We start from the raw sequence: 22,452 nt of genomic DNA, 5'->3' as shown, positions 1-22,452 counted from the left end.
GGCTTGCCGTCCGGCGAGGCAGCCCATAGTTTGCGCCTCGATCGGGGCGTAGCGCAGCCTGGTAGCGCATCTGCTTTGGGAGCAGAGGGCCGGAGGTTCGAATCCTCTCGCCCCGATACCCACTTCCGGCGGCATCCCGCCCCTGCGGAGGCCAGAGCGTCATGAGCCAAGACACTGTCATCGCCCGGATCTACAACCAGCCGCGCTCGGCCATGCAATCCGGCAAGGCCCGCACCGGCCGCTGGATCCTGCAGTTCGCGCCCGGCGAGGCCCGTCAGATCGACCGCCTGACCGGCTGGTACGGGTCGGGCGATATGCGGAGCCAGTTGCGCCTGAGCTTCGCGTCCCGCGAGGCGGCCGAAGCCTTCGCCCGCGCCAATGGACTGCGTTACGAGGTCGAGCCCGAGGCGCCCAAGCCGGCGATCAAGCCGAAGTCCTACGCGGACAATTTCCGCTACGGACGCGCCGAGAACTGGACCCACTGAGACGGCCGGCCTGATGGCCACCCGGCGCCCTTAGCTCAACTGGACAGAGCAACCGGCTTCTACCCGGTTGGTTGGGGGTTCGAGTCCCTCAGGGCGCGCCAGAACCTGCCCGCGATCATCGTCCTCGCCAGCCTGCGGCGGCTGAATGATCTCGGCGATGACGGGCAGATGGTCGGAGGCCGTGGCGGCGCGGGTGTCGCGCCAGCTTCTCCCCAGCATCGCGGCGGGCCGGCAGAGGATTCTGTCCAGGCGCAGCAGCGGCAGCCGGGCCGGGAAGGTCCGGACCGCCGTGCGGCCGGGCAGCAGGGGCGCCAGACGGCGCCAGACCGGACCCCGCCAGGCCCAGTCGTTCAGGTCTCCCATGACCAGCACGGGCTCCCTGCTGCCGCGGATCAGATCGGCCAGCCTGACCGCCTGCTCCCGACGCTCCCAGGCCTTCAGCCCGAGATGCACCGCGATCACGTGCAGAGGACCGCGCGGCGCGTCCACCAGGGCCGAGATGGCGATGCGGGGCTCGCGTCCGGTGAGGGACAGATCCACGAGGCGCTCGCGGCGCATCGGCCAGCGGCTGAGCAGCATGTGGCCATAGGCTCCGTCATGCGCCGTCATGGTCTCCGCCGCGAGCGCATGGCCCTCGAAGAAGGCGCGCAGTTCCTCGAAGGGCGAGGGACGTTCGCCCCGCCCGCGGCTCTCGACCTCCTGTAGGGCCAGCAGATCCGGTTGGTGGGCCTGGATACGCCGGATGACGCGGCCAAGGTCGTAGCGCCCGTCCGGTCCGATCGCCGAGTGGATGTTCCAGGTCATGGCGCGGAAGGTCATGCCGGGCTTCCCGCCCCGGCCGACTTCCCCGCCACGCGGCGGCGCAGCCAGCCGATGACGATCTGCAGCCCATAGGACAGGCCGCCCCAGGCCAGCAGCACGAGCGCAAAGCCGAGGAGGTCGCGCCAGGAAGGGTCGGTCAGAATCCGGAGCAGGCGATCGCCCAGGGCGGTCATCAGGATCAGTCCCGGCGCCAGCCCAAGGGCCGTGCCCACCGTGTAGTCCAGCAGACGGATTCGCATGGCGCCCGCCACCAGGTTCACCAGCGTGAAGGGAGCCACCGGCATGAGCCGCACCAGGGTGACGGCAAGGATACCGTTCCTGGCGATGCCCTGGCTGACACGGTTGATGCGGGGCCCGAAGACACGACGCAGCGTGCCAGGGCCCAGCCACCGGCCGATCAGGTAGGTCAGCAGGGCGCTGAACATGGCGCCGATCGCCGCATAGGCGAGGCCGGGCCAGAGCCCGAAGGCGGCCGCCGTCGCCACGATCAGAACGTTCACCGGAAAGGCAATCAGCCCCAGGAACAGGAACAGGCCCAGCGCGATGGCAGGCCCCCAGGCGCCGCTCGCGCTCTGCATGGAGGCGCTGAAGGTCTCGGGATTGAGGTAACCTGAGAGCGGCGTGTAGCGCCAGGCCAGCCCCAGCAGGAGCACGGGTGCCGCGGCCAGGGCGATCCGGAACCAGAGCGAGCGACGTCCCTGGATCTCGCCGGGCCGGGAGAAATCGGCCAGCAGCGTATCGGCGCCGAGCGGGCGGGGCGGGTCCGCCACGGCCTCGATCTGGGAAAGGCTCTCCCCCTCGCGCAGCGGGCCATCCTCGATCGGCAGCAGGCGGCGCCGGCCGGACCCCAGGCTGTCCAGCGCGCCGAACAGGCCATGGCGCCGGATCGCCTCGGCCACGGCCGCGGGCGCGGCGCCGAGATGCTCGCTCAGGAGACGGGCGCGCGCCGCCTCGATCGCCTGACGCTCGTTCGCGGTGCGGGCCTCGATGACCAGGTCGCATTCGCTGTCCGTACCCATGGAGCGGTGGCAGAGATTGGCGGAACCGACCCGGAGCAGCCGGTCGTCCACGATCATCAGCTTGGAATGCACCATGATGTCCGCGCCGCCGCCCATCCGCCCCTCGACGCGGGGATGGAGCAGGCGGACCCGATCGGCCACGCCCGCCTGGCGCAGCGTCTCCATGAAACGGATCCGCCCCACCTGCATGGTCCTGTGTTCCAGCCAGGTGTGATGCGTCCTGGGCCCAAGGATGACCACCTCCAGCTCCGGCCTCTCCCGCAGCCGGGCGGCCAGCCGGCGTGCCAGGCCGAGATGGGTCAGGAACTGGTTCTCGATATAAAGCGCCCGCTCGGCAGTTCCGATCATGGCTTCGAAGAGGCGCTCGACCTGCGAGGCGGTTCCCCCGGCATAGCCCCCCTCGGTGAGGGCGATGCCCATGCGTACGCCCCTGAAATCCGGCGTGAGAGCCTCCGGCCATGGCAGCAGCGCCCCGTCATCGGCGGGCAGGGGCGACAGATCCTCGCAGGCGGAGGCAGCCCAGCGCTGACGGAACAGATCGGCCAGATCCCGCGCCACCGCGCCATCCACCACCATCTGCAGGTCATGGAAGGGCGGGTAAGGCTCGCCGCGGGGATCCACCCGATGGGGGTTATGCGGCGTGTGCTCGGGCGTGTCCCATCGCCGGATCGTCAGGTCGAGCCCGCCGGCGAAGGCGACCCGACCATCGATGACGACCACTTTCTGATGCTGTGAGGCGCCGAAGGCCGCCTGGTCATCCAGGCAGAGTTCCACCTGGGAGGGGGTGTTCCAATGCAGGGCCAGGGCGGGGAGCAGCTCCCGCTCCATCGCGTAGAGCACCGAGTAGTCCCACAGCAGCAGCTTGACGCGCAGCTCCGGCCGGCGGGTCACCAGGGCCGTCAGGAAGGGTCCGAGATGCGCCGGCAGGCCGTCATCGGGCTCCCCCGAGGGGCCGACGAGCGGTGTGCGGCTGTCGATGTCCCAGCCGGCGACCCAGATGCTGTGCCGTGCCTGCCGCATGGCGGAGCGCAAGGCGCCATAATAGGCCGCCGCATCGACCAGCAGGCTGGCCCGGCCGGCCTCGCCGATGCGCCAGACCGTCTCGTCCGGGCGCAGCAGCGAGGGTGTATCGGCCTGGGAAGGATGTCCCGCTGGCTCCGTCACGGCATGTCTGTCCTTCGGCCCCGTTATCCTCCAGCGCAACGCAACATGCCGGAAAAGGCTTCAACCGGCGGACGAGGGCACCTTGACCGGGAGGTTGTCGAGCAGCCGGACATCCCCGAGCCGCGCCGCCGCCAGCAGGCGGGCCTCCCCGGCCTGGCCCGCCGGCCAGGGGTGCAGCGTGTCCGGTTCGACAAGGGCGAGGTAGTCCGGGATGAAACCCTGCTCCTCCAGCCCGGCGTGTCCCCAGGCCACGGCCTCCTCCGGCGGCGCGCCGCCCGTGATCCGTCCGGAAACCGCGGTGAGGATGGCCGGCAGTACCGCCGCCTTCGCCCGCTCGGAGGGGCTGAGCCTCTGGTTGCGGGAGGACAGGGCCAGCCCGTCGTGATCCCGCACCGTCGGCAGTCCCTCGATCCGCACCGGCAGATGCAGGTCCCGCACCGCCTGCCGAACGACCTGCAGCTGCTGCCAGTCCTTCTCGCCGAACACCGCGACGTCGGCGCGGCTCATCATGAAGAGCTTGGTGCAGACCGTCGCCACGCCGCGGAAATGGCCGGGCCGGGCCGCACCCTCCCAGCCCAGCGCCGCCCCTTCAGGCTCGATGGTGGTGGCCGCGCCAGGCGGATACATGACCTCGGGGGTTGGCAGCCAGGCCAGGTCGCATCCGGAGGCCTCCAGCTTGGCGAGGTCTCCGGCCTCGTCCCGCGGGTAGCGGCTGAGATCCTCGTTCGGGCCGAACTGCAGGGGATTGACGAAGATGGAGACGACCGCCCTCTCGGCCAGGGAACGGGCCCTGTCCAGCAGGGCCAGATGCCCCGCATGCAGCGCCCCCATGGTCGGCACCAGGCCGACGCGCCGCCCCTCGGCGCGCCAGGCATCCACCACATCCCGCAATCCGACGAGATCCCGCACCACCCGCATGTCCTGACGATCCTCCGCTTTCCGCCCCTTCGGTGCCCCGGAACCGCCGGTCATGCAAGCCGGACCCTGGCGCATGCTTGACGGCGGCGGCGCCGCGCGGGATCACCCGCGAGCCGCCCGGACAGGAAAGAGGTGTGACGATGCAGCGCGTGTTCTCCGGAATCCAGCCTTCCGGCATTCCCACCCTCGGCAACTACCTGGGCGCCATCCGCAACTGGCCTCCGATGATCGCCGGGCATGAGTGCGTCTTCTGCGTCGTCGACCAGCACGCCATCACCCAGCCCTTCGACCCGCGGGACCTGGCGGCCAAGACCCGTGACATGGCGGCGGCGCTGATCGCCTGCGGCGTCGATCCGGAGAGATGCGTGCTCTTCGTGCAGAGCCACGTGCACGCCCATACCCGCCTGGCCTGGATCTTCAACTGCGTGTCCCGCATCGGCTGGCTGAACCGGATGACCCAGTTCAAGGACAAGGCCGGCAAGGACCGCGAGAATGCCGGCAGCGGCCTCTACGTCTATCCCAACCTGATGGCGGCCGATATCCACGCCTATCACGCCACGCTGGTGCCGGTGGGCGATGACCAGAAGCAGCATCTCGAGCTGGCCAATGACATCGGCCAGAAGTTCAACCACGACTACGGGGCGGACTTCTTCCCGACCATCCAGCCCATGATCCAGGGCGTCGCGGCCCGCGTCATGTCGCTGCGCGACGGGACCCGCAAGATGAGCAAGTCGGACCCCTCGGACCAGTCGCGCATCAACCTGACCGATGACGCCGAGACCATTGCCCTGAAGATCCGTCGGGCAAAGACGGACCCGGAGCCGCTCCCCGCCGACCCGTCGGCGCTGGAAGGCAGGCCGGAGGCCCGCAACCTGGTCGGCATCCTGGCGGCGGTCACGGGGCGCGAGCCGGCGGATGTGCTTCGCGACCACGAAGGGCAGGGCTTCGGCACCTTCAAGGGCGTGCTGACCGATGCGCTGGTGGCGCATCTGGGGCCGATCCAGGCCGAGATGCAGCGCCTCCTGGCCGACCCCGGCGCGGTGGACGCGGCGCTGCGGCGCGGGGCCGAGCGGGCCGCGGCCATAGCGGAGCCGATCGTCGACAGGGCCGAGGAGCTGATCGGCTTTCTGCCGCGCCGGAAATAGACACCGGCCCGCCGCGAACGGGGGTCGCCTCAGGCCGGCAGGAGCAGCGTCGCGGCGGCCTGCGCGGCGATGCCCTCGCCGCGCCCGGTGAAGCCGAGCCTCTCGGTTGTGGTGGCCTTGACGGAGACGCGGCCGATGGCGACCCCCAGCAGGTCCGCCAGCCGCGCTCGCATGGCCTCGGCATGCGGGGCGATCTTCGGCCGCTCGCAGATCAGCGTCACATCGGCATGGGTCAGGATGCCGCCACGGGCGGCGACCCGCCCGGCGGCATGGCGCAGGAAGGCGGTGCTGTCGGCATCCTTCCAGGCCGCCTCGGAGGGGGGGAAGTGCCGGCCGATGTCGCCTTCGGCCAGGGCGCCATACACGGCATCGCACAGGGCATGCAGCCCGACATCGGCGTCCGAATGGCCATCCAGCCCCAGCGGATGCGGAATCGTCACGCCGCACAGGATCAGCGGCCGCCCCTCGACCAGGCGATGGACGTCGAAGCCGGTTCCCATGGCGGGCAGGAAGCGGGGGAGGTGCTGCGCCTCCAGGCGGGCCAGGTCCTCTGGGTAGGTCACTTTGATATTGGTCTCCGATCCGGGCGAGAGCATGACAGGCAGGCCGGCCGCCTCCAGCAACGCGGCGTCATCCGTCGCCTCCTGCCCCGCGGCGCGATGGGCATCCAGCAGGGCGCCGAACCGGAAGGCCTGCGGGGTCTGGGCACGGTAGAGTCCCGCCCGGGGGACGGTGCGCAGGATCCGCCCATCCTGGCCCGCCTTCAGCGTGTCGCTGACGGGCATGGCCGGAATGGCTCCCGGCGCCCGGCACAGCGCCTCCAGCAAGGCCGCGATGCAGCCCGGCGGCACCACGGGCCGGGCGGCGTCATGGACCAGGACGGCATCCGGCGGGTCAGCCGCGAGGGCCTCCATCCCGGCGCGGACGCTGGCCTGGCGCGTGGTTCCGCCCTCCACCGGCGGCAGGACAGGCAGGCCGGACAGGAGCGTCGCCACCCGTTCCGCCTCGCCCCTGCCGACAACCGGCAGCAGGCGGGTGACCAGCCCCTCGGCCAGCAGGGCCTCGGCGGCATGGCGGATCACCGGCCGCCCGAGCAGGGGCAGGAACTGCTTGGGCAGCGCGGCCCCGAAGCGGCTGCCTTGACCGGCAGCCATGAGAAGTGCGACCACATTCATGGCCGCAGCCTAGCCCGTCCGCAGGCGGCCGCCCAGGGAGAGGTCCAGGGAGAGGCACGGACCACCCGCGGCAATGCGACCGGCGCGACGTTGCCCTGCAACTGTGCGGTAGTGCATGGACGAATGCCCGCTCGACGTTTAGATTGCTCAAATCATGAGCATCGTTCCCCAGCCCTCCACCGCCGTGCCCCTGCTGCGGCCGATCACCGTTGGGCCGATCCAGATCGACGCCCCGGTGATCCTGGCTCCGATGTCCGGCGTCACCGATCTGCCTTTCCGCAGACTCTGCCGCGAGTTGCAGGCACCGATGGTGGTCAGCGAGATGATCGCCAGCCAGGCCATGGTGCGTGAGAACCGCCAGACCCTGAAGATGGCCGAGGTGGACGGCTTCGGTGGGCCCGCCAGCGTGCAGCTCGCCGGCTGCGACCCGGTGGTGATGGGGGAGGCGGCGCGCCTCGCCGCGGATCGTGGCGCCGCCATCATCGATATCAATTTCGGCTGCCCGGTGAAGAAGGTGGCGCTGGGCCAGCAGGCGGGCAGCGCGCTGATGCGGGACGAGATCCACGCCGCGCGCATCCTGGAAGGGGTGGTCCGCGCCGTCTCGGTGCCGGTGACGCTCAAGATGCGCATGGGCTGGGATCACAGCAGCCTCAACGCGCCGCGACTGGCGCGGATCGCCGAGGAGTGCGGCATCCGGATGGTGACGGTCCATGGCCGCACACGGCAGATGTTCTACACCGGCACCGCCGACTGGGCCTTTGTCGCGCAGGTCAAGGAGGCCGTCGGCCTTCCCGTCATTGTCAATGGCGACATCCTGACGCCCGAGGACGCGGCCGAGGCGCTAAGGCAGTCCGGGGCCGACGGGGTGATGATCGGCCGTGGCTGCTACGGCCGCCCCTGGTTGCTGCCGCAGGTCGCCGCCTACCTCACCACCGGGGAGCGCCTGCCGGAGCCGGATCTGCGCGCGCAGTTCGAGATCCTGCTGCGTCACTACCGCAGCATGCTCGAGCATCACGGCACGCAGCCCGGCGTCCGCCTGGCCCGGAAGCATCTCGCCTGGTACTCCAAGGGGCTGCCGGGCTCGGCCGAGTTCCGCGTGCGGGTGAACCGGGCGGAGACGCCTGAAGCCGGGGAGAGCCTCCTGCGCGCCTTCTACGAGCCCCTGATCGAGCAGGGCGTCGAAGCGGTGCGGGAGGCCTTCCGGGACCAGGACGCGGACGCGATGGCGGCATGAACCGCACCCTCCTGCCCCGGCGCGCGCCCAGCGCCGCCAGCGCACCGCCCCTGCCGGATACCACCGCCTTGCTCTCCGCCGTGCCCATTCCGATCATCGTGCTCGATGCGGCGGATCGTTTCTGCTTCGCCAATCCGGCGGCCGAGCAGTTCTTCCAGCTTTCGCTGGGCAGCCTGCGCCAGCTTGCCCTGGGCGACCTGATCCCGCAGGACAGCCGCCTTCTCGCGCTTGTCGCGCAGGTTCGCGCGCTGGATGCTCCGGTCTCGGATCACGACCTGACGCTGGACAGCCCGCGCCTGCATCGGCGGGGGGTGGCAGCTCATGGCGCGCCGCTGCCGGAAATGGCGGGATCGGTGGTGCTCTCGCTGCAGGACGGCAGCAAGGCGCAGAGACTGGACCGGCAGTTGAACTTCCGCGGCGCGGCGCGTGGCGCTTCCGCCATGGCCGCGATGCTGGCGCACGAGGTGAAGAATCCGCTCTCCGGCATCCGGGGCGCCGCACAACTCCTGGAGCAGTCGGCGACCGAGGCGGACCGGGAACTCTGCACCCTGATCCAGGATGAGGCCGATCGGATCCGCAACCTTGTCGAACGCATGGAGATGTTCTCCGAGCGGCCCATCGAACGGGCCCCCCTGAACATCCACGAGGTTCTGGACCATGTTCGCCGCATCGCGGGGCGGGGCTTCGCCAGTCACCTGCGGATCGTGGAGGATTATGATCCCTCCCTGCCGCCGGTCCTGGGCAATCGCGACTTCCTGGTGCAGATCCTGCTGAATCTCGTCAAGAACGCCGCCGAGGCGGTCGATCCCAGGTTTGGCGAGATCCACCTGTCCACGGCCTATCATCACGGCGTTCGCATCGCCATCCCCGGCTCGCGCGAACGGGTGCACGTGCCGATCCAGGTCTGCGTCCGCGACAACGGGTCCGGCATACCCGAGGAAGTGGCATCCACCCTCTGGGAGCCCTTCGTCACCACCAAGCGCGGCGGGCAGGGGCTGGGGCTGGCGCTCGTGGCCAAGCTCGTCGCCGACCAGAGCGGCCTGATCGAATGCGAGAGCCGCCCCGGCCGCACCACCTTCCGTCTCTCGCTTCCCGTGGCGCAGAACGAGCCCACCTCTTCCCGCAAGACCCAGGACGCATGACCGATACCCGCACCATCCTGGTGGCCGATGACGACCGCGCCATCCGCACCGTGCTCTCCCAGGCGCTTGGCCGTGCCGGCTACACGGTGCGTGCGACCTCATCGGCCTCGACGCTGTGGCGCTGGGTGGAGGAGGGCGGCGGCGATCTGGTGATCACCGACGTCGTGATGCCCGACGAGAACGGGCTCGACCTGGTTCCGCGGATCAAGCGCGTCAGGCCGGACCTGCGCGTCGTGGTGATGTCGGCCCAGTCCACCTTCATGACGGCCCTGAAAGCCGCGCAACGCGGCGCCTTCGAGTACCTGCCGAAGCCATTCGACCTGAAGGAACTGCTCGCGGTCGTCGCCCGCGCCCTGACGGCGCCCGCGGCCGTGGTCGCGGAGGACGAGGAGGACAGCGGCGAGCGGCTGCCCCTGATCGGCCGCTCGCCGGCCATGCAGGAAATCTACCGCACGGTCGCGCGCCTGACGACGACGGATCTCACGGTGATGATCACCGGCGAGAGCGGCACCGGCAAGGAGCTGGTCGCGCGCGCCCTGCACGATTACGGCCGCCGCCGCACCGGTCCCTTCGTCGCGATCAACATGGCGGCTATCCCGCGGGAGCTGATCGAGAGCGAATTGTTCGGCCACGAGCGGGGCGCGTTCACCGGCGCGCTGGCGCGCGGCGTCGGCCGTTTCGAGCAGGCGGCCGGCGGCACGCTGTTCCTGGACGAGATCGGCGACATGCCACCCGAGGCGCAGACCCGCCTGCTGCGCGTGCTGCAGGAAGGCGAGTTCACCACCGTCGGCGGCCGCAATCCGATCAAGGCGAATGTGCGGATCGTCGCGGCCACCCATCGCGACCTCCGACAGGCGATCCGTCAGGGCCTCTTCCGCGAGGATCTGTTCTACCGCCTGAACGTCGTGCCCATCCGCCTGCCGCCGCTGCGCGAGCGCATCGAGGACATTCCGCTTCTGGCGCGGCATTTCCTCGATCGCGCGAAGGCCTCCGGGCTTCCCGGCAAGCAGCTGGACCCCGATGCCCTCGACCGGCTGCGACAGCACTCCTGGCCCGGCAATGCGCGCGAGCTGGAGAATCTGATGCGCCGTCTGGCGGCCCTGTATCCGCAGGAGATCATCGGCGCCGACGCGGTGAACGCCGAGCTTCTCGAGGCCGAGCCCATCGCCTCGCCGGAGGCGCGCTCGCCGGAGACGCTGGAGCAGGCGGTCGAGCGGCATCTGTCCAGCTTCGTCGCGGCGCAGAAGGATGGCCTGCCGGTGCGCGACCTCTACGAGCGTGTCCTGGCCGAGGTGGAGCGCCCGCTGCTGCGGCTGGCGCTGGCGGCGACGCGCGGCAATCAGATCAAGGCGGCGGCCATGCTGGGCCTGAACAGGAACACGCTGCGGAAGAAGATCCGCGAACTCGACCTGCCGGTGGTGCGCGGCCTGTCGTGATGCAGGGCAGCGTCCCGCCAGGCGCCGAGCCACCCTCCCTCGGGCGTCGCCTGGTCGATCTGCTTCTCGGGCGGGGCATCACCCTGTGTCTGGCGGTGGGTGCCCTGCTCCTCGGCATCGGCACCTTCACCCTGCTGTCAGGCGGCAGCCCCTTCGGACCGACCAGCCCGGGCCAGATCGTGGCCATGGTGCTGGTCAATGCCGTCTTCCTGCTGCTCCTGGCCGTCTCGCTGATCGTCCGGCTGGTCCGGGTCTGGGCCGAACGCCGGCGCGGCTCGGCCGGCTCGCGCCTGCATGTGCGGCTGGTGATGCTGTTCAGCGTCGTGGCCGTCGTGCCGGCCCTGCTGGTCGCCATCTTCGCCGCGGTGTTCTTCAACCTCGGCATCCAGAACTGGTTCAGCGATCGCGTCCGCAGCACGCTGGAGGCCAGTCTCGTCGCCTCCCGCGCCTATCTGGACGAGCATCGCAACACGATCCGCGCCGATGCCCTGGCCATGGCCGCGGACCTGAACCGCGCCGGCCGGCTGCTGGATGAGAACCAGTATGCCTTCGCGCAAATCCTGGCGACCCACACGGCACTGCGTGGGCTGACGGACTCGGTGGTCTTCGAGCCCACCCTCAACCGGGTCATCTCCCATGCCGGGCTGACCACGAGCCTGGTGCTCGATCCGCTGCCGGCCTGGGCCATGGAACTCGCCCGCAGCGGCGAGGTGGCGGTGCTGCCGGGCGAATCCGAGGAAGGGCGGGTCCGGGCGCTGGTGGAGCTCGATATCGGCCCCGGGCTGATGCTGCTGATCGGCCGTCCCGTCGATCCCGGCGTGATCGAGCACATGCAGCGGACCGAGCTTGCCTTCCAGCAGTACGACCAGCTCGACCGGAACCGGTCGGGCCTGCAGATCACCTTCGTGATGATCTTCGCCATCGCCGCGCTGCTGGTCCTGATGGCGGCCGTGCTCATCGGCCTGGTGATCGCCAATCAGATCGCGCGGCCGCTGTCCCGGCTGATCGTCGCGGCCGACAGGGTCCGGGGCGGCGACCTCGGGGTTCGCGTCACGGAGGGCGAGGGGGATGACGAGGTCGGCACGCTCTCCCGTGCCTTCAATCGCATGACCAATCAGCTTGCCGCGCAGCGCAGCGAGTTGCTCGAGGCCTATCGACAGATCGACGAGCGGCGGCGCTTCACCGAAACCGTCCTGTCCGGCGTCTCGGCGGGCGTGGTCGGCCTCGATTCCGAAGGCCGCGTGAACCTGCCGAACCGACGTGCCAGCGAACTACTTGGCATCGATCTAGACGCCGAGCTGGGGCGCCGCCTTTCCGATGTCGTCCCAGAATTCGCGAGCTTCCTGGAACCCGCGCTGACCACGCCAGACCGCACGCGGACCAGCGAGATCCGCATCGGGCCGCATAGCGACCGCCGCACGCTGCTGGCCCGGATCGGGGCGGAGACCCAGCGCGGCCAGGTCGTGGGCTTCGTGCTGACTTTCGACGACATCTCCGAGCTTCTCTCGGCACAGCGCAAGGCGGCCTGGGCCGATGTCGCGCGCCGGATCGCCCATGAGATCAAGAATCCGCTGACGCCCATCCAGCTTTCCGCCGAACGGCTCAAGCGTCGCTATCTGAAGGAGATCCAGTCCGATCCGGAAACCTTCACGGCCTGCACCGACACCATCGTCCGGCAGGTCGGCGACATCGGGCGCATGGTGGACGAGTTCTCCGCCTTCGCCCGTATGCCGCAACCCGTGATCCGCCCCGAGCCCATGGATCAGGTGGCGCGCGAGGCGCTGATCCTGCAGCAGAACGCGCATCCGGACATCGCCTATCGGACGGACATCCCAGCCCAGGCGCCGCGCGTGCCCTGCGACCGGAGGCTTATCGGCCAGGCCCTCACCAATCTCCTGGCCAATGCGGCGGACGCGGTGGTCATGCGCCGGCAGGCCGAGGAGGCCGAGGGCGGGACGGCCTCGCCGGGGTACATCCGGCTCTCGGTCGAGCCAGGCGAGGACTGGGTCACCCTGGCGGTGGAGGACAATGGAGTAGGCCTGCCGCAAGGCGAGGAACGGGAGCGGCTCACAGAACCGTATGTGACCCACAAGCCGAAAGGGACCGGCCTTGGTCTTGCCATTGTCAAGAAGATCATGGAGGACCACGGCGGTAGGCTGGTGCTGACCGAGCGGGCGGCAACAGGGGAGGGCGGCGCGTCCGGAACCCGCGCGGCACTGATGCTGCCGCTGCGCGGCCACGTGACCGCCGCCGCGGACACCGGGGGGAGAAGCACGGAGATGCAACGACATGGCGCATGACATCCTGATCGTCGATGACGAACCGGACATTCGCGCGCTGATCGAGGGCATCCTCTCGGACGAAGGCTACGAGACCCGCGCCGCACAGAATTCCGACACTGCCCTGGCGGCGTTCCGCGCCCGGCGGCCCAATCTCGTCATTCTGGACATCTGGCTGCAGAACTCCCGCCTCGACGGCCTCGGTATCCTGGAGGCCATGCAGAGGGAGGAGCCCCAGGTGCCGGTGGTGATGATCTCCGGCCATGGGACCATCGAGACGGCCGTGCAGGCGATCCAGCAGGGCGCCTATGACTTCATCGAGAAGCCGTTCAAGTCGGACCGCCTCATCCTGATCGTCGAGCGCGCCCTGGAAGCGGCGCGGTTGAAGCGCGAGGTCAGCGAGCTCAAGCTGCGCGCCGGGGTGGAGACCGAACTGCTCGGCGCTTCCTCCCAGGTTGTCCAACTGCGGGCCGCCATCGAGCGCGTGGCGCCCACGGGGAGCCGGGTCCTGATCTCGGGGCCGGCCGGGGCCGGCAAGGAGATCGCGGCACGGATGATCCATGCGCGATCGCGCCGGAACTCCGAGCCCTTCGTCGCCCTCAACTGCGCCACCCTCAACCCGGCGCGGTTCGAGGAGGAGCTTTTTGGCGTCGAGGCCGGCGCGGACGCCCAGGCCTCGCCGCGCCGGGCGGGCGTCCTGGAGCGGGCGCATGGCGGGACGCTGCTGCTGGACGAGGTGGCCGACATGCCCCTGGAGACCCAGGGCAAGATCGTCCGCGCGTTGCAGGAGCAGGGTTTCGAGCGAGTGGGCGGCGCGACCCGGGTGAAGGTCGATGTCCGGGTCCTGACTACGACCAATCGCGATCTCTCGGCCGAGATCGCGGCCGGCCGCTTCCGCGAGGACCTCTTCTACCGCCTGGCCGTGGTTCCGCTGCGCGTCCCGGCCCTGCGGGAGCGGCGTGAGGATGTGCCGATCCTGGCCCGCCATTTCATGGCCCGCTCCGCCGAAACCTCGGGCGTTCCGGCGCGCGAGCTGTCCGAGGATGTGCTGGCCACCATGCAGGCCTATGACTGGCCGGGGAATGTCCGCCAGCTTCGCAACCTCGTCGACTGGCTGCTGATCATGGCGCCGGGCGGGCCGGGAGAGCCGATCCGGCCCGAGATGCTGCCGCCCGAGGTGGGCTCCGCGGCCCCGGCGGCGCTAAAGCTCGACCGTTCGAGCGAGATCATGACGCTGCCGCTGCGCGAGGCGAGGGAATTGTTCGAGAAGCAGTATCTGGAGGCGCAGCTGCTCCGCTTCGGCGGCAATATCAGCCGCACGGCCAATTTTGTCGGCATGGAGCGCAGCGCCCTGCACCGCAAGCTGAAGTTCCTGGGGGTGCAGGCCGAGGACCGGGCACCGCAGGTCTGACCCTCCACCCGGCCATGGCCATGGCCGGCCGGCCGTGGCCATGCCGTTCATCTCGCTCCATCATCAGGAAGAGCCTTGGGCATGTCCCGTATCGCCTATGTCAATGGCCGCTATGTCCCGCAGCGCCATGCCAGCGTGAACGTCGAGGATCGCGGCTATCAGTTCGGGGACGGTATCTACGAGGTCGTGCACCTCTATGGTGGGCGCTTCGTCGACGAGGACCGCCACCTTGACCGGCTCGAGCGCTCTCTGCGGGAGATCCGCCTCCCCATGCCATTGTCCCGGCAGGCGCTGTCCCATGTCCTGCTGGAAGTGGCGCGCAGGAACCGGGTGACCGAGGGCCTCCTCTACATGCAGGTGACGAGGGGCGTGGCCCGGCGCGACCATCCGTTCCCTGCCGAGCCGGTCGCGCCGGCCCTGGTGGTGACCGTCAAGCGGATCAAGCCCTATCCGCGCAGCATCGACGGCTGGGGCGGCGACGCCATCACCCTGCCCGATCTTCGCTGGGCGCGGCGCGACATCAAGAGCCTGAACCTGTTGCCGAACGTCCTGGCGCGCCAGGCGGCCCGCGAGCAGGGCGCCATCGAGGCCATCCTCTACGAGGAGGAGAGCGGCTTCGTGACCGAAGGGGCGGCGACCACCTTCTGGATCGTCGATGAGGCCGGCCGCATCCGGACCCGCCCCCTCTCGCACGACATCCTGCCGGGCTGCACCCGCGGCGCATTGATGGCCGAGCTGCGCCAGGCGGCGATTTCCTATGACGAGACGCCGTTCACGCTGGAGGATCTGGCACGGGCCCGGGAGGCCTTTATCACCTCCGCCACCTCCTTCGTGAAGCCCATCCTGCGGATCGACGGACGGCCGGTGGGCGACGGCGCTCCGGGGCCGGTGACCCGGCGGTTGTTCGACATCTTCTCCCGTCACGTGACGGGCGCCCTGAAGAACGCCGCTTGAGCGCCCATCTTCCGCCACCCGCCGCCATCCTGTGGGACTGGGACAACACGCTGGTCGACGCCTGGAGAGGCGTGCAGGCCGGAATGAACGCGGCGCTGCGGGCCTTCGGCATGCCGGAGTGGAGCCTGGAGGAGGTGCGCGCCCGCGCCCGCCTCTCCCTGCGTGACGCCTTTCCGGCGATCTTCGGCGCCGAATGGGAAAGGGCCCGTGACGCCTTCTACGCGGAGGTGCGCGCCCGCCATCTCGAATTCGTGACGCCGCTGGCTGGCACGGAGGCCGCGCTCCGGGCGGCGCGGCCCTGGCCGCTCGGCGTCGTGTCCAACAAGCAGGGGCCGATCCTGCGGGCCGAGGCGGGCCATCTCGGCTGGAGCGGGTTCTTCGCCGCCCTGGTCGGCGCCGGCGACGCGGAAGCGGACAAGCCTCATCCGGCGCCCATTTTCATGGCCCTGCGCCAGCTGGGCGTCGCGCCGGGTCCGGCGGTCTGGTTCGTGGGCGATACCGGCGTGGACATGGAGGCGGCGCGTGCCGCGGGCTGCACCGCCATCCTGATTGGAGATGCCGGGCATGATGGCGGCGTGGCGGCGCTGGCCCCGGACGCCGCCTTCGCGGATGGGCATATCCTGGCCCGCCATCTGCGCGGCCTTGCCAAACCCCCCCCACTTGCCTGATCTTGCCCGCGAACCGGCAGGCAACCTGCCTGCCGGGGCGTCGTTCCGTGCGCGGCCCCGCAGAGGTGCCCGCATGCCTCGCCAAGAAAAAGAAGGACCGAGCCCATGGCCGCCGAGAAGTCCCAGAATGTTCAGGATGTCTTCCTGAACCATGTCCGCAAGAGCAAGACGCCGGTGACCATCTTCCTGGTCAATGGCGTGAAGCTGCAGGGCATCATCACCTGGTTCGACAATTTTTCTGTCCTGCTGCGTCGGGACGGGCACACCCAACTGGTCTATAAGCATGCCATCAGCACCGTCATGCCCGGTGCGCCGATCATGCTGTTCGATGCCTCGGCCGCCGGCGCGGCCCAGCCGCAAGGCGGGACCACGCCGCCGCGAGAAGGCACCATGACCCTGCAACGTGAGGTTAACCCTGTCGGCTCCTCCGACTGACATTGGCCAGGGCGGCGACAAGCCGATGCTTGCCGCCGTCCTGCTGCCGCATGAACGCTCGACGCGCCAGGCTGGCGCCGAGGGCATCATCCAGTTCCCCGAAAGCCGCGCCGCCCACCGCGCGGCCGAAGCCCGGCTGGCGGAAGCCGTCGGGCTGGCCGCGTCGATCGGCCTGACCATCGTCCACAGCGCCGTGCTGCCGCTCCGCGCGCGCCGTCCTTCCACGCTGCTGGGGGAAGGGCAGGTCGATGCAGCCCGGGAAGCCATCGCCGAGCACAAGGTCGGCGTCGTGGTGGTCGATGCCGCCCTGACGCCGGTGCAGCAGCGCAATCTCGAGCGTGCCTGGGACTGCAAGGTCATCGACCGGACCGGGCTGATCCTGGAGATCTTCGGCGAGCGCGCCCGGACACGGGAGGGCAGCCTGCAGGTCGAGCTGGCGCATCTTGAGTATCAGCGCACGCGCCTCGTCCGCTCCTGGACCCATCTGGAGCGTCAGCGGGGCGGCTTCGGCTTCCTGGGCGGTCCTGGCGAAAGCCAGATCGAGATCGACCGGCGGCTGATCGGCGAACGCATCGTCAAGCTGAAGCGCGAGCTTGAGCAGGTTCGCCGGACGCGGGGATTGCACCGGGCGGCGCGCACGCGGGTTCCATTCCCGGTGGTCGCTCTGGTGGGCTACACCAACGCGGGCAAATCGACGCTTTTCAATGCCCTGACCGGGGCTGGCGTCTATGCCCAGGACCAGCTCTTCGCGACGCTCGACCCGACGATGCGCGCCATCCGCCTGCCGAGCGGGCGGACCGTCATCCTGTCCGACACGGTGGGTTTCATCAGCGATCTGCCGACGCAGCTCATCGAGGCGTTCCGGGCGACGCTCGAGGAGGTGGCCTCCGCCGACATCATCCTGCACGTGCGGGACGTGGCGCATCCGGACACGACGGCGCAGCGGGCCGATGTCATCGGCGTGCTTGCCGAGATGGCCAGCGGCCCCGATCCGGCCCTCGACGAGAACTGGCCGACCCGCACCATCGAGGTGCTGAACAAGGCGGATCTGCTCGGCGGCATCGAGGCGGTGCCGGGCGACGACGGCACCCAGGCAGTCGCCGTCTCTGCGCTGACCGGGGAGGGGCTCGACAGCCTCCGGGCGGCGCTCGACAGCCGACTCGCGGCCGGCATGGAGACGGCCGAGTACAGCCTGGCGCCCGCCGACGGCGCGCGTCTGGCCTGGCTCTACGAGCATGGCGAGGTGCTGGACCGGCGGGACGCCGAGGACGTCATCCGACTGACCGTGCGGCTTTCCCCCGCCGATCGTGCCCGCTTCGAGCGGATCTGAACTGGAGCAGCATTCCATGCCTTTCGACCAGGCCCAGGCCACCGAGATCGCCACGGTTCTGCGCGATGCGTCCCGTGCCGAGATCCTGCCGCGGTTCCGCCGCCTCGCGGCGGGGGAGGTCCGCAGCAAGTCGAGCCCGATCGACCTCGTGACGGATGCCGATGAGGCCGCGGAGCGGCGGATCACCGCCGAGCTGGAGCGCCGCTATCCTGGCTGCGTCGTCGTGGGCGAGGAGGCCTGCGCGGTCGATGCCAGCCTGTTGGACAGGCTGCTGGGTGCCGATCTGGCCTTCGTCGTCGATCCGGTCGATGGCACCGCCAACTTCGCCGCCGGTGTGCCCCTGTTCGGCTGCATGGCGGCCGCCATCCGGCGCGGCGAGGTGGTGGCGGCCTGGATCCACGATCCGCTGGGCGATGACACCGCCATCGCGCTGCGGGGGGAGGGTGCCTGGATCGAGGCCCCGGATGGGCACAGGGCTGATCTGAAGGTGGCCCGTCCGGTGCCTGTCCATCAGATGACCGGCGCCGTTTCCTGGACCTGGATGAGCGAGCCCTACCGCAGCCGGATCACGCAGCGGCTCTCACGCCTGGCCAGCGGTGTTCAGTTTCGCTGCGCGGCGCATGAGTATCGCCTGGTTGCTTCCGGCGGCGCGCATATCGTCGTCTACAACCGCCTCATGCCGTGGGACCATCTGCCCGGCTGGCTCCTGCATCGCGAGGCCGGCGGTTACAGCGCCCGCTTCGATGGCAGCGCCTACCGGGCCGAGCACCGTGACGGGGGCCTGATCGCCGCGCCGGACGAGGCAAGCTGGCACGAGGCGCGCGAGGCCCTGCTGGGAGAGTAGCGGGCTCGCGGAAGCCGGCCGGTTCAGCCGGCGGCTTCCTCCTTCTTAACCGCCTGCCAGGCCGCCTCCATGACGTCGAGGGACACGTCGGCGGGCGATTGGCCCTGCCGGGCCAACTTGCCTTCCACGGCCTGGAAGCGCCGTTCGAACTTGGCGTTGGCGCCGCGCAGGCAGGCCTCCGGGTCGAGATCGAGCTTGCGGGCCAGATTGGCGAGGACGAAAAGCAGATCGCCCAACTCGTCCGCGAGCCGCCCCCGCGAGGCGCCCGGCAATTCCGCGCGAAGCTCCCGGGCTTCCTCCTCCAGCTTATCGAACACCGAGTCGGCATCCGGCCAGTCGAAGCCGACGCGCGCGGCGCGGCGCGTCAGCTTGGCCGCGCGTGTCAGGGCGGGCAGGGTGGAGGGCAGCCCCGCCAGGGTTCCCGTCTCGGCACGCGCCTGCCGCTCACGCTGTTTCTGGGCTTCCCAGGCCACGGTCTGCTCCGCGCTGTCGCGCGTCGCCGCCTCACCGAAGACATGGGGGTGGCGGCGGATCATCTTGTCGCCGATGCCGCGCGCCACATCGGCAAAGCCGAAGCTGCCGGCCTCCTGTGCCATCTGGGCGTGATAGACGACCTGGAACAGCAGATCTCCCAGCTCGTCCTGGAGCGCCGCCGGATCATCACGGCTTATGGCATCGGCGACCTCATAGGCCTCCTCGATCGTGTAGGGCGCGATGGAGGCGAAGTCCTGCTCCCGGTCCCAGGGGCAGCCATCGGGTGCGCGCAGCCGCCGCATGATGTCCAGCAGGCGAAGAAGGGGGGCCGCCGCATCGGTCATGGAAGTCGTACCTCTGATTGCCGCATAAGGAAGATTATGTAAAATCTAGGTGGCGGCAGGAATGGTTAGCTGCATGCCGTCATGCGCGGCTTCCACCCCATCCGGCAGGTTCGCACGCAGCCAGGACCAGTCCATGTCCGTGCCCATATGGGTCAGGACCGTGCGACGCGGCTTCAGCGCGGCCACCCAGTCCAGCACCTTGTCCAGATGCGCATGCACGGCGTGCGGCCGCCGCTGGAAGCAGCCGACGATCCAGGTATCCAGACCGCCCAGCATCGCCATGCTCTCCTCCGGCATGGCGACGACATCCGTGGAGTAAGCGAAGCCGCCAATCCGCAGGCCGAGCGTCTCCATGACCTTGTGGTCCTGCCGGAAAAGCCGGACCGCCATCCCGGCCGCCTCGACCGTCCGCCCCGGCGCCACGGCGACCGGCGTCAGCGCCGGCCGGAAGAAGATCGGCGGCGTCGGCGGGCGGAAGACATATTCGAAGCGGGCCTGAAGCTCCGCCAGCGTCTCCGGCGTCGCGAGCAGCGGCAGGGCTTCGCCCAGCACCCGGTTGATCGGCCGCAGCTCATCCAGCCCCATGATGTGATCGGCATGTCCATGCGTCACCAGGAGGCAGTCCAGCCGCCCTATGCCATTCTCCAGCAGTTGCTGCCGGAGATCGGGCCCGGCATCGACCAGCAGGCGGCGGCCATCCGCGCCCTCGATCAGGATCGAGGATCGCTTGCGGCGGTTGCGCGGCTCGCCAGGATCGCAGTGCCCCCAGTCGCCCAACCCATCCGGGCCACCGATCTGCGGCACGCCGGCGGAGCCTCCGCAGCCCAGGACAGAGACCTTCAACGACAAGGGCCTAGGCCGCCTTGCTGAAAAGGCGCCGGAAATTCGTGGTGGTCAGCGCGGCCATGGCTTCCTCGTCCATGTCGTGCAGCCCGGCGAGGACGCGCGCCGTATGGCGGACATAGGACGGTTCGTTGCGCTTCCCCCGGAACGGCACCGGTGCCAGATAGGGCGAGTCCGTTTCGACCAGGATGCGGTCCTTCGGCATGTCCCGGGCGATGTCGCGGATCTCCTGCGACTTCGGGAAGGTCAGCATGCCCGAGAAGGACACGTATCCCCCCATGGCGATCGCCTCCTCCGCCAGCCCGCGGCCGGAGCTGAAGCAATGCAGCACGAAGGAGAAGGCGCCGTCGGCGCGCTCCTCCCGCAGGATGTCCCCGATATCCTGGTCCGCGTCCCGCGCGTGCACGACCAGCGGCAGGCCGGTCTGGCGAGCGGCGCGGATATGCCGCCGGAAGCCCTCCTGCTGAACCGCCCGCGGCGCCTTGTCGTAGAAGTAGTCCAGCCCGCTCTCGCCGATGCCGACGACGCGCGGATGCCCGGCGGCGGCAACGATCTCCGCCACCTCGGGCAGCGGGCTTTCCCCCACATTCTGGGGATGCACGCCGACAGTGGCCCAAACCCCGGGGAATCGTTCCGATATCGATTTAACGTCGGCGGCCTGGCTCATCCGCACGCCAATGGTGACCATCTCTCCCACACCTGCCTCGGCGGCGCGGCCGAGGATGTCCCGGATCTCCTCATCGTTGAAGTAGTCGAGATGGCAGTGGCTATCGACCAGCATCAGGCCGCCTCGTCCTGGATTTTCTGGAACAGAGGGCTGGGCGGCGGCAGCGCCGTCCCGTCGGGCATGGGGCTGGCGAGCGCCGCAAGGCCGCGCCTGCCCTCGGGCACGCCGAGCTGGTCGAGCATGCGGGCCATGGTCCCCGGCATGAAAGGCAGCAGCACCGTGGCGAGGCAGCGCAGCAGGCTGTGCAGATGCCGCAGCACGGACAGCATGCGGGCCGGATCGGTCTTCTTCAGCGACCACGGCTTCTGTGCGTCGATCCAGGAGTTGCCCAGCCGCGTCACCACCCAGATGCGCTCCAGCGCCTCATGGAAGGCCTGGCGGCCCAGCGCCTCGTCGACCTGGCCCGGAAGGGCGCGGATGGCATCCAGCACCTCGCCATCCGCCGGCAGCTCCGGCCCGGCAGCAGGCAGCCGGCCCTCGCAGTTCTTCTGAATCAGCGCCAGGCTGCGCTGTGCCAGATTGCCCAGATCATTGGCCAACTCGCTGTTCAGGCGTCCGATCAGCGCACGGCGACTGAAATCGCCGTCATTGCCGAAGGGCACCTCGCGCAGCAGGAAGAACCGTACCGGATCCAGCCCGAATTCGTCGATCAGCGCCAGGGGATCGATGACGTTGCCGACCGACTTGGAGATCTTCTGCCCCTCATTGGTCCACCAGCCATGCGCGAAGATGCGGCGGGGCGGCGGCAGGTCGGCGGCCATCAGGAACGCCGGCCAGTAGATGGCATGGAAGCGCAGGATATCCTTGCCGACGAAATGCACGTCGGCCGGCCAGAACTTCCAGAGCTCACCGGTCTCGTCGGGATAGCCGAGGGCGGTGATGTAGTTCGTCAGGGCATCGAGCCACACATACATCACATGGGCATCGTCGCCCGGCACCTTGACGCCCCATTTGAAGGAGGTGCGGGAGATGGAGAGGTCGCTGAGCCCGCTCCTGACGAAGCTGATCACCTCGTTGCGCCGGGTGCCAGGCGCGATGAAATCCGGATGCGCCTCGTAGAAGGCGAGGAGCCTGTCCTGCCAGGCCGAGAGCCGGAAGAAGTAGGAAGGCTCCCTCACCCATTCGACCGGCGCGCCGGTCGGAGCGAACTTCTGCCCGTCCTTCTCCGTGATCTCGTCGGGCCCGTAGAAGGCCTCGTCACGGACCGCGTACCAGCCCTCGTAATGGCCGAGGTAGATCTCGCCCCTCTCCTGCAGCCGGGTCCAGAGCGCGGCGCAGGCCCTCTTGTGCCGCTCCTCCGTGGTGCGGATGAAGGCGTCATTCGAGTAGTTCATGCGGGCGGCCAGTTCGCGGAAGGCCTCGCTCACCATGTCGGTGAAGGCCTGCGGCTGCATCCCCCGCGCCTCGGCGGCCTTCTCGACCTTCTGACCGTGCTCGTCGGTGCCGGTCAGGAAGAAAACCTCCTGCCCCGACATCCGCCGCCAACGCGCCATCACATCGGCCGCGAGAGAGGTATAGGCATGGCCGATATGCGGCTTGTCGTTGACGTAATAGATCGGTGTGGTCAGGTAGGAGCGGGATTCGCTCGTCATCGTTCAGGTCC

General features: G+C 69.5%; 19 protein-coding genes, 2 tRNA genes and 1 pseudogene. 14 read left to right on the top strand and 8 right to left on the bottom strand.

Annotated features, from left to right (window positions below):
- Positions 1–42 precede the first annotated feature (42 nt).
- The 3 genes from D9598_RS03370 to D9598_RS03360 all read left to right on the top strand — a co-directional run bounded on the left by D9598_RS03370 (position 43) and on the right by D9598_RS03360 (position 586).
- Positions 43–116, top strand: a tRNA-Pro gene (locus D9598_RS03370).
- A 45-nt stretch (positions 117–161) separates the two neighbouring features.
- Positions 162–485, top strand: coding sequence for an NADH dehydrogenase ubiquinone Fe-S protein 4 (locus D9598_RS03365; RefSeq protein WP_198364956.1), 324 nt, complete (start codon positions 162–164; stop codon positions 483–485).
- Between the two features lie 24 nt (positions 486–509).
- A tRNA-Arg gene (locus D9598_RS03360) sits at positions 510–586 on the top strand.
- Positions 587–665: 79 nt separating this feature from the next.
- Here the strand turns inward: D9598_RS03360 and D9598_RS21560 are convergent.
- From D9598_RS21560 to panC, 3 genes and pseudogenes are all read right to left on the bottom strand, one after another.
- A pseudogene (locus tag D9598_RS21560) lies at positions 666–1,289 on the bottom strand (endonuclease/exonuclease/phosphatase family protein); the annotation flags it as partial.
- Positions 1,290–1,300: 11 nt separating this feature from the next.
- Positions 1,301–3,490 (bottom strand): VTT domain-containing protein, encoded by a 2,190-nt coding sequence (locus D9598_RS03350; RefSeq protein WP_198364955.1) that lies wholly within the window; start codon positions 3,488–3,490, stop codon positions 1,301–1,303.
- Between the two features lie 60 nt (positions 3,491–3,550).
- Positions 3,551–4,462: a pantoate--beta-alanine ligase gene (gene panC, locus D9598_RS03345; protein WP_232476828.1), complete on the bottom strand. Its 912-nt coding sequence runs from the start codon at positions 4,460–4,462 to the stop codon at positions 3,551–3,553.
- Positions 4,463–4,548: 86 nt separating this feature from the next.
- Here panC and trpS point away from each other — a divergent pair, with 86 nt between their 5' ends.
- Positions 4,549–5,553: a tryptophan--tRNA ligase gene (gene trpS / locus D9598_RS03340; protein WP_198365023.1), complete on the top strand. Its 1,005-nt coding sequence runs from the start codon at positions 4,549–4,551 to the stop codon at positions 5,551–5,553.
- Between the two features lie 29 nt (positions 5,554–5,582).
- Here the strand turns inward: trpS and D9598_RS03335 are convergent, their stop codons facing one another.
- The gene (locus tag D9598_RS03335; RefSeq protein ID WP_198364954.1) at positions 5,583–6,728 is read right to left on the bottom strand and encodes a bifunctional 2-C-methyl-D-erythritol 4-phosphate cytidylyltransferase/2-C-methyl-D-erythritol 2,4-cyclodiphosphate synthase; all 1,146 of its coding nucleotides are present in this window, start codon (positions 6,726–6,728) and stop codon (positions 5,583–5,585) included.
- A gap of 154 nt (positions 6,729–6,882) precedes the next feature.
- Between D9598_RS03335 and dusB the strand changes: the two genes are divergently transcribed.
- The 10 genes from dusB (at position 6,883) to D9598_RS03285 (ending at position 18,461) form a co-directional block, all read left to right on the top strand.
- A complete protein-coding gene (dusB, locus tag D9598_RS03330) occupies positions 6,883–7,962 on the top strand; it encodes a tRNA dihydrouridine synthase DusB (protein WP_198364953.1) in 1,080 nt (359 codons plus the stop codon).
- Positions 7,959–9,104: a nitrogen regulation protein NR(II) gene (locus D9598_RS03325; RefSeq protein ID WP_198364952.1), complete on the top strand. Its 1,146-nt coding sequence runs from the start codon at positions 7,959–7,961 to the stop codon at positions 9,102–9,104. The genes dusB and D9598_RS03325 overlap by 4 nt, the downstream gene beginning before the upstream one ends.
- A complete protein-coding gene (ntrC, locus tag D9598_RS03320; RefSeq protein ID WP_198364951.1) occupies positions 9,101–10,540 on the top strand; it encodes a nitrogen regulation protein NR(I) in 1,440 nt (479 codons plus the stop codon). The genes D9598_RS03325 and ntrC overlap by 4 nt, the downstream gene beginning before the upstream one ends.
- Positions 10,540–12,840 carry a PAS domain-containing sensor histidine kinase gene (locus tag D9598_RS03315; RefSeq protein ID WP_198364950.1) on the top strand — a complete coding sequence of 767 codons (2,301 nt, stop codon included), beginning with the start codon at positions 10,540–10,542 and terminating at the stop codon, positions 12,838–12,840. The genes ntrC and D9598_RS03315 overlap by 1 nt, the downstream gene beginning before the upstream one ends.
- The gene (locus D9598_RS03310; protein WP_198364949.1) at positions 12,830–14,230 is read left to right on the top strand and encodes a sigma-54 dependent transcriptional regulator; all 1,401 of its coding nucleotides are present in this window, start codon (positions 12,830–12,832) and stop codon (positions 14,228–14,230) included. Before D9598_RS03315 ends, D9598_RS03310 begins: the two co-directional genes overlap by 11 nt.
- Positions 14,231–14,311: 81 nt before the next feature.
- Positions 14,312–15,184 carry a D-amino-acid transaminase gene (locus D9598_RS03305; protein WP_198364948.1) on the top strand — a complete coding sequence of 291 codons (873 nt, stop codon included), beginning with the start codon at positions 14,312–14,314 and terminating at the stop codon, positions 15,182–15,184.
- Positions 15,181–15,852 carry an HAD family hydrolase gene (locus tag D9598_RS03300; RefSeq protein ID WP_198364947.1) on the top strand — a complete coding sequence of 224 codons (672 nt, stop codon included), beginning with the start codon at positions 15,181–15,183 and terminating at the stop codon, positions 15,850–15,852. The genes D9598_RS03305 and D9598_RS03300 overlap by 4 nt, the downstream gene beginning before the upstream one ends.
- A gap of 105 nt (positions 15,853–15,957) precedes the next feature.
- Positions 15,958–16,287 carry an RNA chaperone Hfq gene (gene hfq / locus D9598_RS03295; RefSeq protein ID WP_198364946.1) on the top strand — a complete coding sequence of 110 codons (330 nt, stop codon included), beginning with the start codon at positions 15,958–15,960 and terminating at the stop codon, positions 16,285–16,287.
- A gap of 25 nt (positions 16,288–16,312) precedes the next feature.
- A complete protein-coding gene (gene hflX, locus D9598_RS03290) occupies positions 16,313–17,617 on the top strand; it encodes a GTPase HflX (RefSeq protein ID WP_198364945.1) in 1,305 nt (434 codons plus the stop codon).
- A 16-nt stretch (positions 17,618–17,633) separates the two neighbouring features.
- Positions 17,634–18,461, top strand: a complete 828-nt coding sequence (locus tag D9598_RS03285; protein ID WP_198364944.1) for an inositol monophosphatase family protein — start codon at positions 17,634–17,636, stop codon at positions 18,459–18,461.
- 23 nt (positions 18,462–18,484) lie between these two features.
- Here D9598_RS03285 and mazG read toward each other — a convergent pair whose 3' ends face one another.
- Genes mazG through metG form a run of 4 tightly spaced genes read right to left on the bottom strand, consistent with a single transcriptional unit; the run spans position 18,485 to position 22,441 of the window.
- On the bottom strand, positions 18,485–19,279 hold the full coding sequence (gene mazG, locus D9598_RS03280) for a nucleoside triphosphate pyrophosphohydrolase (RefSeq protein ID WP_198364943.1): 795 nt from the start codon (positions 19,277–19,279) through the stop codon (positions 18,485–18,487).
- Positions 19,280–19,324: 45 nt separating this feature from the next.
- Positions 19,325–20,083, bottom strand: coding sequence for an MBL fold metallo-hydrolase (locus D9598_RS03275; RefSeq protein ID WP_370591922.1), 759 nt, complete (start codon positions 20,081–20,083; stop codon positions 19,325–19,327).
- Between the two features lie 49 nt (positions 20,084–20,132).
- Positions 20,133–20,903: a TatD family hydrolase gene (locus D9598_RS03270; protein WP_198364941.1), complete on the bottom strand. Its 771-nt coding sequence runs from the start codon at positions 20,901–20,903 to the stop codon at positions 20,133–20,135.
- Positions 20,903–22,441, bottom strand: coding sequence for a methionine--tRNA ligase (gene metG / locus D9598_RS03265; protein ID WP_198364940.1), 1,539 nt, complete (start codon positions 22,439–22,441; stop codon positions 20,903–20,905). Before metG ends, D9598_RS03270 begins: the two co-directional genes overlap by 1 nt.
- Positions 22,442–22,452 lie beyond the last annotated feature (11 nt).

This window comes from Roseomonas sp. KE0001 (assembly GCF_016107285.1).
Classification (GTDB): Bacteria; Pseudomonadota; Alphaproteobacteria; order Acetobacterales; family Acetobacteraceae; genus Pseudoroseomonas.
The sequence above is the reverse complement of the archived record's forward strand: the minus strand, read 5'-3'. Positions and strand labels throughout refer to the sequence as shown.

Excerpts from the sequence above, each read along its gene's own strand:
- D9598_RS03365 (WP_198364956.1), top strand. The coding sequence starts at position 162 with ATGAGCCAAGACACTGTCATCGCCCGGATCTACAACCAGCCGCGCTCG.
- panC (WP_232476828.1), bottom strand. The coding sequence starts at position 4,462 with ATGACCGGCGGTTCCGGGGCACCGAAGGGGCGGAAAGCGGAGGATCGT.
- trpS (WP_198365023.1), top strand. The coding sequence starts at position 4,549 with ATGCAGCGCGTGTTCTCCGGAATCCAGCCTTCCGGCATTCCCACCCTC.
- D9598_RS03335 (WP_198364954.1), bottom strand. The coding sequence starts at position 6,728 with ATGAATGTGGTCGCACTTCTCATGGCTGCCGGTCAAGGCAGCCGCTTC.
- dusB (WP_198364953.1), top strand. The coding sequence starts at position 6,883 with ATGAGCATCGTTCCCCAGCCCTCCACCGCCGTGCCCCTGCTGCGGCCG.
- D9598_RS03325 (WP_198364952.1), top strand. The coding sequence starts at position 7,959 with ATGAACCGCACCCTCCTGCCCCGGCGCGCGCCCAGCGCCGCCAGCGCA.
- ntrC (WP_198364951.1), top strand. The coding sequence starts at position 9,101 with ATGACCGATACCCGCACCATCCTGGTGGCCGATGACGACCGCGCCATC.
- D9598_RS03315 (WP_198364950.1), top strand. The coding sequence starts at position 10,540 with ATGCAGGGCAGCGTCCCGCCAGGCGCCGAGCCACCCTCCCTCGGGCGT.
- D9598_RS03310 (WP_198364949.1), top strand. The coding sequence starts at position 12,830 with ATGGCGCATGACATCCTGATCGTCGATGACGAACCGGACATTCGCGCG.
- D9598_RS03305 (WP_198364948.1), top strand. The coding sequence starts at position 14,312 with ATGTCCCGTATCGCCTATGTCAATGGCCGCTATGTCCCGCAGCGCCAT.
- hfq (WP_198364946.1), top strand. The coding sequence starts at position 15,958 with ATGGCCGCCGAGAAGTCCCAGAATGTTCAGGATGTCTTCCTGAACCAT.
- hflX (WP_198364945.1), top strand. The coding sequence starts at position 16,313 with ATGCTTGCCGCCGTCCTGCTGCCGCATGAACGCTCGACGCGCCAGGCT.
- D9598_RS03285 (WP_198364944.1), top strand. The coding sequence starts at position 17,634 with ATGCCTTTCGACCAGGCCCAGGCCACCGAGATCGCCACGGTTCTGCGC.
- mazG (WP_198364943.1), bottom strand. The coding sequence starts at position 19,279 with ATGACCGATGCGGCGGCCCCCCTTCTTCGCCTGCTGGACATCATGCGG.
- D9598_RS03270 (WP_198364941.1), bottom strand. The coding sequence starts at position 20,903 with ATGCTGGTCGATAGCCACTGCCATCTCGACTACTTCAACGATGAGGAG.
- metG (WP_198364940.1), bottom strand. The coding sequence starts at position 22,441 with ATGACGAGCGAATCCCGCTCCTACCTGACCACACCGATCTATTACGTC.